The organism is Nonomuraea spiralis, assembly GCF_014648435.1.
GTDB lineage: Bacteria > Actinomycetota > Actinomycetes > Streptosporangiales > Streptosporangiaceae > Nonomuraea > Nonomuraea spiralis.
This window is the reverse complement of sequence record NZ_BMRC01000002.1, coordinates 171,760-184,711: the sequence shown is the minus strand read 5'-3', so window position 1 is coordinate 184,711 and position 12,952 is coordinate 171,760. Positions and strand designations below refer to the sequence as shown.

At 72.1% G+C, this 12,952-nt stretch carries 13 protein-coding genes; 8 read left to right on the top strand and 5 right to left on the bottom strand.

The genetic code is table 11. The features are described 5' to 3' along the window. The first annotated feature begins 3 nt into the window (after nt 1-3). Complete coding sequence (locus tag IEZ27_RS04740; protein WP_189646091.1) at nt 4-1,644, top strand: alpha/beta hydrolase; 1,641 nt, start codon at nt 4-6, stop codon at nt 1,642-1,644. Here IEZ27_RS04740 and IEZ27_RS04735 read toward each other — a convergent pair. Further along, nucleotides 1,631-3,676 (bottom strand): APC family permease, encoded by a 2,046-nt coding sequence (locus IEZ27_RS04735; protein WP_189646090.1) that lies wholly within the window; start codon nt 3,674-3,676, stop codon nt 1,631-1,633. The genes IEZ27_RS04740 and IEZ27_RS04735 overlap by 14 nt on opposite strands. Before the next feature lie 101 nt (nt 3,677-3,777). Here IEZ27_RS04735 and IEZ27_RS04730 point away from each other — a divergent pair, with 101 nt between their 5' ends. The 3 genes from IEZ27_RS04730 to IEZ27_RS04720 are packed head-to-tail and all read left to right on the top strand — an operon-like array spanning nt 3,778 to nt 5,518. Further along, the gene (locus IEZ27_RS04730) at nt 3,778-4,443 is read left to right on the top strand and encodes a potassium channel family protein (protein WP_189646089.1); all 666 of its coding nucleotides are present in this window, start codon (nt 3,778-3,780) and stop codon (nt 4,441-4,443) included. Beyond that, nucleotides 4,443-5,102: a potassium channel family protein gene (locus IEZ27_RS04725; RefSeq protein ID WP_189646088.1), complete on the top strand. Its 660-nt coding sequence runs from the start codon at nt 4,443-4,445 to the stop codon at nt 5,100-5,102. Before IEZ27_RS04730 ends, IEZ27_RS04725 begins: the two co-directional genes overlap by 1 nt. Nucleotides 5,103-5,110: 8 nt before the next feature. Continuing rightward, the gene (locus IEZ27_RS04720) at nt 5,111-5,518 is read left to right on the top strand and encodes a TIGR03668 family PPOX class F420-dependent oxidoreductase (protein WP_189646087.1); all 408 of its coding nucleotides are present in this window, start codon (nt 5,111-5,113) and stop codon (nt 5,516-5,518) included. Here IEZ27_RS04720 and IEZ27_RS04715 read toward each other — a convergent pair. From IEZ27_RS04715 to IEZ27_RS04700, 4 genes are all read right to left on the bottom strand, one after another. Then, nucleotides 5,484-5,951: an NUDIX domain-containing protein gene (locus IEZ27_RS04715; RefSeq protein WP_189646086.1), complete on the bottom strand. Its 468-nt coding sequence runs from the start codon at nt 5,949-5,951 to the stop codon at nt 5,484-5,486. The genes IEZ27_RS04720 and IEZ27_RS04715 overlap by 35 nt on opposite strands. 511 nt (nt 5,952-6,462) lie before the next feature. Continuing rightward, nucleotides 6,463-7,260, bottom strand: coding sequence for an SDR family oxidoreductase (locus IEZ27_RS04710; RefSeq protein ID WP_189646085.1), 798 nt, complete (start codon nt 7,258-7,260; stop codon nt 6,463-6,465). Nucleotides 7,261-7,305: 45 nt separating this feature from the next. After that, nucleotides 7,306-7,977, bottom strand: coding sequence for a DUF3159 domain-containing protein (locus IEZ27_RS04705; RefSeq protein ID WP_229823268.1), 672 nt, complete (start codon nt 7,975-7,977; stop codon nt 7,306-7,308). Between the two features lie 4 nt (nt 7,978-7,981). Further along, nucleotides 7,982-8,368: an OB-fold nucleic acid binding domain-containing protein gene (locus tag IEZ27_RS04700; protein ID WP_103955393.1), complete on the bottom strand. Its 387-nt coding sequence runs from the start codon at nt 8,366-8,368 to the stop codon at nt 7,982-7,984. Nucleotides 8,369-8,573: 205 nt separating this feature from the next. Here IEZ27_RS04700 and IEZ27_RS04695 point away from each other — a divergent pair, with 205 nt between their 5' ends. Genes IEZ27_RS04695 through IEZ27_RS04680 form a run of 4 tightly spaced genes read left to right on the top strand, consistent with a single transcriptional unit; the run spans nt 8,574 to nt 12,937 of the window. Then, entirely contained in the window at nt 8,574-9,371 is a 798-nt protein-coding gene (locus IEZ27_RS04695; protein ID WP_189646084.1) for a hypothetical protein, read from the top strand. Then, nucleotides 9,371-11,092: a peptidoglycan-binding protein gene (locus tag IEZ27_RS04690; protein WP_229823264.1), complete on the top strand. Its 1,722-nt coding sequence runs from the start codon at nt 9,371-9,373 to the stop codon at nt 11,090-11,092. Before IEZ27_RS04695 ends, IEZ27_RS04690 begins: the two co-directional genes overlap by 1 nt. Next, a complete protein-coding gene (locus tag IEZ27_RS04685; RefSeq protein ID WP_189646082.1) occupies nt 11,085-11,759 on the top strand; it encodes an ABC transporter ATP-binding protein in 675 nt (224 codons plus the stop codon). The genes IEZ27_RS04690 and IEZ27_RS04685 overlap by 8 nt, the downstream gene beginning before the upstream one ends. A gap of 2 nt (nt 11,760-11,761) precedes the next feature. Next, entirely contained in the window at nt 11,762-12,937 is a 1,176-nt protein-coding gene (locus tag IEZ27_RS04680) for an ABC transporter permease (protein WP_229823259.1), read from the top strand. Nucleotides 12,938-12,952: the final 15 nt, after the last annotated feature.

Below are 12,952 nucleotides of genomic sequence, written 5' to 3'. Positions count from 1 at the left end.
GTGATGATGGACAGAGGTCGGGTGGTGCGCCGGCGGCTCGGATTCGGGGGCACGCTGCTGGCCACGCTGTTCGCCTGCGCCTCGCTGACGCCCTCGTTGTTGCCGCGCACGTGGTTGTTCCAGGGCGTGATGGGCGCGATCACCGGCATCCTCGGCTACGCGGTGGGGGCGACGCTGGGGGCGCTCGGGCGGGCGGTGATCCCGTACCGGCTGCCCGAGCCGGCGCGGCGGACCGCCTGGCAGGTGATGGTGGGCGGCTGTTGCGGGCTGGGCGTCGTGGCGCTGTGGTACAGCATCGACTGGCAGCGCGACGTACGGGCGCTCATGGGCATGGACACCCGGATCACCTGGTTCCCGCCGGTGATCCTCGCGGTGGCGGTCACGCTGTTCGCGTTGTGCCTGCTGGTGGCCCGGCTCGTACGCCTGGGCGGCCGCAGGCTGATCGACTGGCTCGACCGGTACGTCCCCGCCTACGTGGGCCACGTGGCCGGGGTGCTGATCATCGCCGCGCTGGTCGCGGTGTTCGCCAACGACGTGTTGTTCTCCGGGTTCGTCAACACGGTGAGCGACGTCTCCTCGGTCACCAACAAGGGCACCCATCCGGGTGTGCGCAGGCCGGACTCCGACAAGGTGTCGGGCGGGCCGGGCTCGCTGGTGACGTGGGAGTCCCTGGGACGGGAGGGCCGCCGATTCACCGGCACCGCCGCCACGGTCCCCCAGCTGACCGCCTTCTCCGGCCGGCCGGCGACCGAGCCCGTCCGCGTGTACGTCGGCCTCGGCGCCGCCTCCTCGCCCCAGGCGCAGGCCGCGGTGGCCGTACGCGAGCTGGAGCGGACGGGCGGGTTCGGCCGTCCGGTGCTCGCGGTGCTCGGCACGACCGGCACCGGCTGGGTGGACCAGCACATCGCCCACTCGCTGGAGTTCATGTACAACGGCGACACCGCCCTGGTCGCGCTGCAGTACTCCTACCTGCCGAGCTGGGTGTCGTTCCTGGCCGACAAGGACAAGGCGGCGGCCGCGGGCCGGGCCCTGTTCGAGGCCGTGTACGCCAGGTGGGAACGGCTCCCGCCGGCCGCGCGGCCCCGGCTGCTGGTCTCCGGCGAGAGCCTGGGCTCGTACGAGCTGGAGGGCTCCTTCCGCGACCTGGACGACCTTGCGGGACGGACCGACGGCGCGCTGTTCGTCGGCCCGCCGAACGCCAACCACATCTGGCACCACCTGACGACCCACCGCGACCCCGGCAGCCCCGTGTGGCGGCCGGTCTACCAGTCGGGCCGGACGGCCCGCTTCGCCCAGCATCCGGCCGACCTGTCCCTGCCCCAGGGGCCGTGGCCGCTGCCCCGGGTGGTCTACCTCCAGAACGCCACCGACCCCGTCGTATGGTGGTCGCCCACGCTGCTCTACCACCGGCCCGCCTGGCTGGAGGGCCCGCGGGGGCCGGGGGTGAACCCGCAGATGAACTGGTTCCCGCTGGTGACGTTCTGGCAGGTGCTGGTGGACATGACGGCGGCGATGTCCGTGCCGCCCGGCCACGGCCACCGCTACGGCGGCAACATCGTGGACGGGTGGGTCGCCGTCGCCGCGCCGCGGGGCTGGACCACGGACGACACCTGGCGGCTGCGGGCGCTGATCAGCGCGCCTTGATCTGCTCCTCGTCCTGGACCGTCTGGTGCCACGGGCGGCGCACCGCGCCCGGCGCGTACGGCTCGGGCCGGCCCTTGAGCCGGTCGGAGGAGTGGAGCTGCCAGGGCACGCTGGTCACCATGACGCCCGGCTTGAACAGCAGCCTGGCCTTCAGCCGCAGCGCGCTCTGGTTGTGCAGCAGGTGCTCCCACCAGTGGCCGACGACGTACTCGGGGATGAAGACGGTGACGACGTCGCGCGGCGAGCGGCGGCGCAGGGTCTTGACGTAGTCGAGGATGGGCTGGGTGATCTCGCGGTAGGGCGAGTCGAGCATCTTCAGCGGCACCGGGATGCCGCGCCGCTCCCACTCCTCCTGGAGCTGGCGCGCCTCCTCGCCCTCGACGCCCACGGTGATCGCCTCCAGCGAGGAGGGACGGGTGGCGCGGGCGTAGGCGAGCGCGCGCATGGTCGGCTTGTGGATCTTGGAGACGAGCACGATCGCGTGGTTGCGCGCGGGCAGCATGGTGGGCTCGTACTCGTCGGTGATCTCCAGCTCGGCCGCGACCTTGTCGTAGTGGCGGCGGATGCCCTTCATCATGAGGAACAACACCGGCATCGCGATGACCACGATCCACGCCCCGACCAGGAACTTCGTCAGCAGCACGACGATCAGCACCAGGCCGGTCATGATGGCGCCGAAGAAGTTGATCACGCGGGAGCGCTGCATCTGGTGGCGGACCTGGCGGTCGGTCTCGGTCTTCAGGTGACGGGTCCAGTGGATGACCATGCCGGTCTGGCTGAGCGTGAAGGAGACGAACACGCCGACGATGTAGAGGTTGAGCAGGCGGCTGACGTCGGCCTGGAAACCCCACAGCAACAGGCAGGCGCCGAGCGCCAGGATGATGATGCCGTTGGAGAAGGCCAGCCGGTCGCCGCGGGTGTGGAGCTGGCGGGGCAGGTATCGGTCCTGGGCGAGGATCGAGCCGAGCACGGGGAAGCCGTTGAAGGCGGTGTTCGCGGCCAGGAACAGGATGAGCGCGGTCACCGCGGAGATCACCACGAACGGCAGCGAGCCGCCCCCGAACACCGCGTCGGCCACCTGGGAGATGATCGGCTGCTGGTAGTAACCCTCTCCGACGGGCTTGCCGTCGAGCCCGAGCAGGTCCTCGGCGACGACGCTCGGCTCGGCCACCCGTACGCCGGAGGCCAGGCCGAGCGCGATGATGCCGCCGAACATGGTGATGGCGATCAGGCCCATCATGAGCAGGGTCGTGGCGGCGTTCTTGCTCTTGGGCTTGCGGAAGGCGGGCACGCCGTTGCTGATGGCCTCGACGCCGGTCAGCGCGGCGCAGCCGGAGGAGAAGGCGCGCAGGATCAGGAAGGCCGCGGCGAAGGAGGCCAGGTTGGTCTGCTCGGGCCGGATCGTGAACCCGGCGCTGGGCGCCCGCAGCTCGTCGCCGAACACCAGCAGCCGTATGCCGCCCCACGCGACCAGGCCGATCACCGCGAACATGAAGGCGTACGTGGGGACGGCGAAGGCGGCGCCGGACTCGCGGATGCCGCGCAGGTTGACCACGGTGAGCAGGATCACGATGACGATGGCGATCACCGGGCGGTGCTCGGCCACGAAGGGGATCGTCGCGCCCACGTAGTCGACGCCGTTGGCCACCGACACGGCGACGGTCAGCACGTAGTCGACCATGAGGGCGCTGGCGACGGTGAGCCCGGCGTTCTTGCCGAGGTTGGTGGTGGCCACCTCGTAGTCGCCGCCGCCGCTGGGGTAGGCGTGCACGTTCTGCCGGTACGACGCCACGACGGTGAGCATCACCACCACGACGGCGATGGCGATCCAGGGGCTGTAGGAATAGAACGAGACTCCGGCCAGCGACAGGATGACCAAAATCTCCTGCGGGGCGTAGGCCACCGAGGACAGCGCGTCACTGGCGAAGACCGGCAGGGCGATGCGTTTGGGCAGGAGTTGCTCGTGGAGCTGCCCGCTACGCAGGGCGCGCCCCACGAGCACGCGTTTGACAAGATCCGTTACCTTCGCCACGTAACGAGATGCTAGCCGCATGCCGGCGTCCTAAACGAGGCGCTCCCCCATCGGGCCATACTGGTGTCGAGCAACCGGCCGACCGCGGAGTGCGGGGGAGTATGCATATAGTGATCATGGGATGCGGCAGGGTCGGTTCGACCCTCGCCCACATCCTCGAGGACAGCGGCCATTCCGTCGCCATCATCGACCGCGACCCGCAGGCGTTCCGTCGCCTGCGCGCGGGCTTCCGCGGGCGGCGGGTGACCGGCGTCGGCTTCGATCGCGACGTGCTCACCGAGGCCGGCATCGAGTCGGCGACCGCCTACGTCGCGGTCTCCAGCGGCGACAACTCCAACATCATCTCCGCCCGGGTGGCCCGCGAGACGTTCGGCGTCGACAACGTGGTCGCCCGCATCTACGACCCCCGGCGGGCCGAGGTCTACCAGCGGCTGGGCATCCCCACGGTGGCCACCGTGCGCTGGACGGCCGACCAGATCCTGCGCCGCATCCTGCCCGAGGGCGCCGAGCCGCTGTGGCGCGACCCCACGGGCACGGTCGTGCTGGCCGAGGTCAACGCCAACCCGGCCTGGATCGCCACCCGTGTCGTCGACCTCGAAGCCCGCGCAGGCGCCCGCGTGGGCTTCATCACCCGCATGGGCGAGGCCCTGACCATCAAGGACGACACCGTGGTGCAGGAGGGCGACCTGCTCCACGTCATCGCGGCCGAGAACGACATGGACCGGATCAACAAGGTGCTCGCCGCGGCGCCGGAAGAGGACGACTGATGCGCATCGCCATCGCCGGCGCGGGCGCCGTGGGCCGTTCCATCGCCTCCGAGCTGCTGGAGAACGGCCACGAGGTCCTGCTGATCGACGTGGACCCGCGGGCCATCAAGATCGACAGTGTGCCGCGCGCCGAGTGGCTGCTCGCCGACGCCTGCGAGATCGCCTCCCTCGACGAGGCCGGGCTCAGCAACTGCCACGTCGTGGTGGCCTCCTCCGGCGACGACAAGGTCAACCTCGTCGTGTCGCTGCTGGCCAAGACCGAGTACGGCGTGCCGCGCGTGGTGGCCCGCATCAACCACCCCAACAACGAGTGGCTGTTCAACGAGTCGTGGGGCGTCGACGTCGCCGTCTCGACGCCGCGCCTGCTGAGCGCGCTGGTGGAGGAGGCGGTCAGCGTCGGCGACCTGGTGCGCCTGATGACGTTCCGCCAGGGCCAGGCCAACCTGGTGGAGCTGACCCTGGCCGAGGACGCGCCGGTCGTGGGCCAGCGGGCCGGCTCGGTGCCGTGGCCGGTCGACTCGGCGCTGGTGGCGATCCTGCGCGAGGGCCGGGTGCTGGTGCCGACCGCGGACGACCCGCTGGAGGCCGGTGACGAGCTGCTGTTCGTGGCCAGCCAGGAGGTCGAGCAGGAGCTCGCCCACCTGCTCTCGCAGCGCTGAGCACGAGCTTGCACGCCGGCCGCGCCCGGTCGCTGTTCGAGCACGCCCGCGTCGCCCGTCTGGCGACGGCCGACGCGGGCGGGGTGCCGCACCTGGTGCCGGTCACCTTCGCCGTCCTCGGCGACGACGTGGTCTTCGCGATCGACCACAAGCCGAAGGCCACGTACGACCTGCGGCGGCTGCGCAACATCCGCGCCAACCCGCGGGTCAGCCTGCTCGCCGACCACTACGACGACGACTGGACCAAGCTGTGGTGGGCGCGCGCCGACGGCACGGCGACCGTACGCGAACCCGGCCACGACGCCGCCCTGCGGGCGCTGGCCGGCAAGTACGAGCAGTACCGCGGGCGTCCGCCCGAGGGGCCCGTGGTCGTGGTCGCGGTCAGTCGGTGGTCTGGCTGGGCGTACGCGGGATGAGCAGCTCGCGGTGGGCGGCCTGGAGGCCCTCGGGCAGGTCGTCAGGGGTGACCCAGCGGGCTTCGAGGATCTCCAGCGGGTCGATCCGGAGCGTTCCGCCGATGAGCGCGGCCTCGTAGGCCACCTCGGCCCGCAGCCCGAACCCGCTGCGTACGCGCAGCAGCCGCCCGGTGCGTACGCGCAGGCCGGTCTCCTCGAACACCTCGCGCTCCACCGTGCCCTCGAACGTCTCGCCCCGCTTGGCGAACCCCGTGGGGAAGCCCCACTGCCGCCCCTCCTGCCACAGGCGGTGGCGCAGTACGAGCACGCGGCCGTCGGGGTCGCGTACGAGGCCGGTGACGCCGACCATGAAGGTGGCGTGCGTGAGCCACAACACCCGCCACCGCACCCGCCCGCCGAGCACCCCCCACACCCACGACACCAACCTGACCACAAGCCCACCCCTCACCCACCCACACTCCCACGCCCTCACTCCCCCTCAGACCACCCAAGCCCGCCACGGACCCCCTCTCCCACCAGAGGGCGGGCCGACTACATCGGGGAATTTCCGGGCGCCGGCCCTCCGAGCTTGCGAGCGATAGTGCGCCACCCCCGCCCGCCATCGCCCCGAACGGTGAAACCGCCAGGCTCAGACGCGCAGGAACGTTCCAGCAGCACCTCCCACACGCCGCGCCTTCAGGGGGACGGGCCGACGACGCCGTCAGTGGCTCCCCAGAGGGCCGGACTGCGGGGGCAGCTGGCGGGGCGCCGGCTCCTGGGAGCTGGGCCTCCAGGGGCAGGCTGGGGGGCAGCGGGGTGGTTCGGTGGTGTGCAGGGGGTTCAGACGTTCGAGTGGCTCTGAGGCCGGGGGCGAGCCCCGTGGCCCGAGCCCGGAGGCAGGTCCAAGCCCCGGAGGCCGAGAGGCCGGGGCGCGAGCCCAGGGGCCGGGGCTGCGGGGTTCGGGGCTATTTGGACCAGCGGCGGAAGCCGCCTTCGGAGTTGATCACCTGGCCGGTGATCCAGGCGGCCTCGTCCGTGGCGAGCCAGCGGACGAGCCGGGCGGCCTCCTCCGGACGGCCCCACCGGCCTGCCGGGAGCGCGGTCCCGACCTGGCGGGCCAGTTCGGGGCCCGCCCAGCCCGTGTCGACCGGGCCCGGGTTGACGCAGTTGACGGTGATGCCGCGATCGGCGAGCGCGTCGGCGAGGCTGAGCGTCATCTGGTGGATCGCGCCTTTGCTGATCGCGTACGGCAGCTCGTCCGGCATCGGCCCCAAATGCTGACCGGAGGTGAACAGCACCACCCGCCCACCGGGACGCCGGTCGTCGTGCCGGGCGGCGAACGCCTGCGTCAGCAGCACACTGGCCCGCGCGTTGACCGCCCACGCCAGGTCGAGCTCCGCCGCGGTCACCTCCTCCAGCGACTGCTTGGAGCTGCGCGCGTGGTTGGCGACCAGCACGTCGACATGCCCGAACCGGCTCGCGGCCCGCTCCATCACGTACGCGGGGGCCGCCGGGTCGGCGAAGTCCGCCTCGATGTGCAGCAGCCGGTCACCCGTGCCGCCCAGGGCGTCGAGCACGCCGTCGATGCCCGCCGGGTCGCTGCCCCACGGCTGCCCGGCGTCGTGCGGGGTCCAGGACTGCACCGCCACCCGCGCGCCGCACGCCAGCAGCTCGCGCGCGACCGCGAAGCCGATCCCGGCCCGGCGGCTCACCCCGGTCACCACCGCCACCCGCCCGGCCAGCGGGCCTTCGTCGTACGTCATCCGGGAATCATGGCCGACCGAGCGGGCAGGGGCGACGGGTCGAGGTCAGGCGGGGGCGACGGGGGGCTTGATGGGGGTGCGGCCGCGGCCGAGCAGCCAGAGCATCGCGGCCAGGGCCGCCACCTGGAGGGGCCAGCCCATCACGATCTTGGCGAAGCCGAGCGCGGCCACCGCCTGGTCGCCGCCGCCGAACAGGTAGACGGGACCCTGCACCGCCACCCGCACCACGCACGGCACCATGAGGAGCCAGGTCAGCCGCGTGCACAGGCGGACGACGCCGGGGTCTTTGTGCCAGCCCACCGGGTCGTTGGTGACCGAGCCGATGAGGAAGCCGACGACCGGCCAGCGGGTGACGATGGACAACAACATGCCCACCGAGTACGCGCCGTTCCACAGGATGCCGGGCAGGAAGTAGTCTTTCGCGTTGCCGGTGCGGCTGGCGAAGAACGCGCCGATCGCGATGCCGATCAGGCTGTTGATCACGAACTGCGGCGTCGACCGCTGGAGCACTCTGGCAAGCAGGAGCACCACCGACAGCGAGACGCTGACGATGAGCGACAGCTTGAGCTCCTCGGTGGCGATCCACGACACCGTGAAGGCGATCGTCGGCACCGCGGCCTCGATGATGCCCCGGACCCCGCCGAACGCCTTGGCGAGCTGGGCTCGCACGGCCGCCTCGACAGTGTCGTGCGCGACCTCTTCCGCCTCAGCACTCACCTGATCAACTCCCTGGGCGCAGTTCGTATCGCGGATTGAACATCACCTTGCGCCCGTCCTGCATGCTGACCAGGCCCTCGGCCTTGACCGTGCGGCCGGGCTCGATGCCGGCGATCTTGCGGCGGCCGAGCCAGACGAGATCGATCACGTCGGACCCGTCGTACAGCTCGGCCTCCAGGGCGGGGGCGCCGCCCCTCGGACGCAATGTCACCGTACGTAGCGTACCCGCTACGCAGAACCTGCGGCGCCCGCCACACGACACGATGGGGGTCGCGCCCACCTCGTCGGCGTCTTCCCGCAGTTCCTGGGCCTCGATCTCGGACTGGGTGGTGGCCAGCCGGCTGAAGAAGCCGCGCAATCCCCCGCGTTTCGGAGGCTCTGCCGTACTCATGATGGTTCAGCCTATGTGATGGCCAGCCGTCCGCGAATATCGCCGTTACGGGTGTCGCAAATGTCGCCGGTGGTGGCTTTGATGCACGGCGGATACACGGCTGAGCGTCCCGGGATACACAGCGGACGCGGGACGGACGCGTACGGCCTCCAGAGTGGCCACCGCGCCGCACGGGCGGCGCGTTCCCACCGACAAGGAGCCCCTGATGCGTGTGCTGGTGTGCGGTCTGCTCGTCCTGGCGGTGCTGACCGGCTGCGGAGGCGCGCCGGCGGGAGACCCGGACCCGGCGGCCGGCGGCGGGAGCACGGCGGCGGGCAAGGTACGCGAACGGGAGACCGTCATCGCCACGTGCATGAAGCAGAAGGGCTTCGCCTACACCCCCTCGGTCTCCGGACCGGCCAGGGTCGAGGCCGAGCCCGCCGAGTACGGCGCGATGAAGGCCGACCGCGCCAAGTACGGCTTCGGCGTCTTCTCCGCCATCGTCTACCCGAAGCCGCGGGAGACGCGGGCGCCGGACCCCAACCAGGCCACGATCGACGCGCTCTCGGGCAGCGCGCGGGCCGCGTACGTCAAGACCATGAACGAGTGCCGCGTCACCGCCCTGCGCCAGGTGGACGGCCTCAAGGTCACCTCGGTCGCCGATTACCAGGACCAGATGAGCACCGAGATCGAGAACATCGACAAGTCCCTCGACGGCGACCCCAAGCTGCTGGAGCTGGCCGCGCCGTTCGCCGAGTGCCTGAAGTCCAAGGGTGAGCGGGTGCCCTCGGCCAGGCCGCTGGCGCTGAGCGCGCGCGGGATGACGGTGTGGGGCGAGCAGGCCGACCGGCTGGCGAAGGCGGGCAAGGTCACGGCGGAGGCGGCGCGGCCGTACCTGGCCAAGGAGATCAGGTCGGCGCTGGCGGACCTGGAGTGCGGCAAGGACTTCTACGCCGCGTTCATCCCCCAGCAACGGCGGCTCACCAATGAGGCCAGGGTGAAGTACGGGTTCCAAGAGCGGTGATGCGTACTCCCCGTGGCAAGCTGCTGGTCGTCCTGGCCGTGGTCGTGGTGGTCGCGGCGGCCGGGTGGGGGGTGGGCACCCTGCTGCGTTCCCCGGCTGACGAGGCGGCGGCGCGCAGACCGCCCAAACCGTCGCTGGTCACCGTCGAGGTCGAGCGGCGCAAGCTGGTCGCCACCGTCGTGGTCAGCGGCACGCTGGAGTACGGCTCGCCCTACCCGGTGTCGCTGGCGGGGACGGTGGGCGGCGGCGAGACCGTCCAGCGCGCCACCCGCGCTCCCCGCCGGGGCACGCTCGCGGAGGGCGCGGTGCTGATGGAGGTGAACGGGCGCCCGGTGTTCGTCCTGTCGGGACGGGTGCCGATGCACCGGGGCATCGTCCCCGGCGCCGAGGGGGCCGACGTCGAGCAGTTGCAGAAGGCGCTGCGCAGGCTCGGCCACCGCGTGCCGCTGACCGGGGTGTTCGACCGGGCGACCGTCGCCGCGCTGTCGCGCTTCTACGCCAAGCGGGGCTACGAGGCCCAGCAGCCCACGCTGGAGCTGCGGGAGAAGCGCGAGGAGCTGCTCCGGTCCGTACGGACCGCGCGGGAAGTGCTGGCCACCGAGCGCAAGGCCCTCGACCAGGGCCGGGACGTGCTCCCGCTGAAGGTCAGGCTCGCCAACGCCCGGCAGGACCAGCGGGCGGCCGAACGGGCACTGGACAGGGAGCGGGCCCAGGACCGCAGCGCCGAGGACGAGGCCAAGGTCGAGGCCGCCGAGAGCGCCGTACGGGCGGCCGAGGAGAGGCTGCTGACCGCGCAGCAGGAGCTCGCCCAGGCCACCGCGAAACCCACCGCCCCGGCGGACCCCACGGCGAGCCCCACGAACGCCCCCACAGCCGCACCCACCCTGGGGTCACCCGCCGACACCCGCCTGGCCGAGCTCCGGGTCGCCAACGCGCGGGCCGACCTGGCCGCCGCCCGGACGGCCCTGGACCGCGTACGGGAGGAGGCCGGGCTCGCGCGGGCGCGACGGCTGACCGAGCTGAAGAAGGACGTACGGACGGCGCGCGAGGCCGTCCTGACCGCCGAGCAGGCGCTCCGGCAGGCCAGGCAGCTCTCCCCCGCCGAGCTGAAGGTGGCCGGCGCACGCAGCGACCTGGCGTCGGCGCGGGCGATGCTGGCCGAGTTCTCCCGGACGTACGGGACGACCGTGCCGCCGGGAGAGGTCGTCTTCCTGCCCAAACTGCCCGTCCGCCTGCACAAACCGGCCGTCAAGGCGGGCGAGACGGTGGACCGGGCGGTCGCCACGGTCACCGGCTCCGCCTTCGTGGTGTCCGGCTCGCTGGACGTGGCCGAGGCCGGACGGGTCAAGGCGGGGCTGGCGGCCGACATCGAGACCGAGGCCGGCACGACCGTTCCCGGCACGGTGACCTCGATCGGCGGACGCGACGCGAAGGGCGCCGTGCCGGTGGCGATCACGCCGGTCTCGATGAAGGGGCTCAAGAAGCTCGCCGGCGCGCCCGTCACGGTCCGCGTGACCATCGGCGCGACCGACCGGGAGGTGCTCGTGGTGCCCGTCGCGGCGGTCGTCACGGCCGCGGACGGCAGGGCCAGGGTGCAGGTGGCGACCGCGGCCGACCGGACCAGGGAGGTCGAGGTGCGTACCGGGTTGTCCGCCGACGGAGCCGTGGAGGTGACCGGCGACCTCAAGCCGGGAGACCAGGTGGTGATCAACAGTGCCTGAGCCGGTCATCCTGCTGAGCGGCCTGACCAAGGAGTTCCCCGCCGACCCGCCCGTCAGGGCGCTGTCCGCCGTCGACCTGCGGGTCGAACGGTCGGACTACGTCGCCGTCGTCGGCCCGTCGGGGTCGGGGAAGTCGACCCTGCTCAACACCCTCGGCCTGCTCGACCGGCCGACCGGCGGCAGCTACCGGCTCGACGGCATCGAGACCACCACCCTGAAGGACGGCGTGCGCACCGCCGTACGCGGCAGCCGGATCGGCTTCGTCTTCCAGTCCTTCCACCTGCTGCCGCACCGCACCGTACTGGAGAACGTCATGCTGGCCGAGGTCTACGGCGCCGCGCCGCGCGCCGGACGGCGGGAGCGCGCGATGAGCGCCCTGGAACGGGTACGGCTGTCGCACCGGACGGGCTTCCTGCCCGGCAGGCTGTCCGGCGGCGAGCGGCAGCGTGCCGCCATCGCCCGCGCCCTCCTCGGCGGGCCGTCGCTGCTGCTGTGCGACGAGCCCACCGGCAACCTCGACAGCAGGAACACCGACGCCGTGCTCGACCTGTTCGACGAGCTGCGCGCCCAAGGGATGACCATCGTCGTCATCACCCACGAGACCGAGGTGAGCGACCGGGCCGGACGCCGGGTGCGCATCACCGACGGCGTCCTCACGGAGGAGTAGACGTGCACCCGCGCGACCTGCTGACCGAGTCGATGGCGGGCCTGCTGGCCCGCCCGGTGCGCTCGGCCCTGACCACGCTGGGCACGGTGCTGGGCATCACCACGCTCGTGGTGACCCTCGGCGTCGCCGCCACGGCGGGCAACCAGATCGTCGGCCGCTTCGACGAGCTGACCGCCACCTCCGTCACGGTCGAGGTGCCGGCGAACCCGTTCCCCCTGGTCGGCTGGGCCGACGTCGGCCGGGTGAGCCGGCTGCGCGGGGTGGTCTCGGCCGCCGCGCTGGCCGAGTCGGACCAGAGCGCCAACCTCGTCGTACGCTCGAACGACGTCGTGGACCCGTCCCGGGTGACCGACCAGACGCTGACCGTGGTCTCCAGCGGGCCCGGCCTGCCGGCGGCGGTCAAGGGCCGGATGATCGAGGGACGCTACTTCGACGCCGGGCACATCACCCGCGGGGACGAGGTCGTCGTCCTCGGCCGGAACGCGGCCGAGCTGCTGGGCATCACCCGGCTGACCCGGGCGCCGGCCGTCTTCATCGGCAACCGGGCGTACACGGTGATCGGCGTGCTCGGGGACCCGCAGCGGGAGAAGAGCCTGACCAGCGCGGTCATCCTGCCGCCGACGACCGGCGCGCGCTACGGCCTGGGCACCGTGACCCGGGTGCTGGTCAACACCTCGGTCGGGGCCGCGGAGCTGATCGCCGGGCAGGCCCCGGCCGCGCTCAGCCCCGGCAACGAGGCGCTGCTCCAGGTCATCTCGCCACCCAGCCCGACCCGGGCGCGCGACGCGGTGGAGGGCGACGTGAACGCCCTGTTCCTGATCCTCGGGCTGGTCTCGCTGGTCGTGGGCGCGGTCGGCATCGCCAACGTCACACTGGTGACGGTGATGGAACGGGTCTCCGAGATCGGCCTGCGCCGCGCGCTCGGCGCCGCCCGCCGCCACATCGCCGCGCAGTTCCTGCTGGAATCCACCCTCACGGGGCTGACCGGCGGGATCATAGGCGCTTCGGTGGGGATCGTGGTGATCGTCACCGTCTGTGCCGTCAAGCAGTGGACGCCCGTCCTGGACGTACGGCTGGCCGTGCTGGCCCCCGCCGCCGGGGCCGTCGTCGGGCTGCTCGCGGGCCTCTACCCGGCCCTGCGCGCCGCCCGCATGGAACCTGTCACCGCACTTCGCTAGGTATGGTGCACATTC

Excerpts from the sequence above, each read along its gene's own strand:
- IEZ27_RS04740 (WP_189646091.1), top strand. The coding sequence starts at position 4 with ATGATGGACAGAGGTCGGGTGGTGCGCCGGCGGCTCGGATTCGGGGGC.
- IEZ27_RS04730 (WP_189646089.1), top strand. The coding sequence starts at position 3,778 with ATGCATATAGTGATCATGGGATGCGGCAGGGTCGGTTCGACCCTCGCC.
- IEZ27_RS04725 (WP_189646088.1), top strand. The coding sequence starts at position 4,443 with ATGCGCATCGCCATCGCCGGCGCGGGCGCCGTGGGCCGTTCCATCGCC.
- IEZ27_RS04710 (WP_189646085.1), bottom strand. The coding sequence starts at position 7,260 with ATGACGTACGACGAAGGCCCGCTGGCCGGGCGGGTGGCGGTGGTGACC.
- IEZ27_RS04700 (WP_103955393.1), bottom strand. The coding sequence starts at position 8,368 with ATGAGTACGGCAGAGCCTCCGAAACGCGGGGGATTGCGCGGCTTCTTC.
- IEZ27_RS04695 (WP_189646084.1), top strand. The coding sequence starts at position 8,574 with ATGCGTGTGCTGGTGTGCGGTCTGCTCGTCCTGGCGGTGCTGACCGGC.
- IEZ27_RS04690 (WP_229823264.1), top strand. The coding sequence starts at position 9,371 with ATGCGTACTCCCCGTGGCAAGCTGCTGGTCGTCCTGGCCGTGGTCGTG.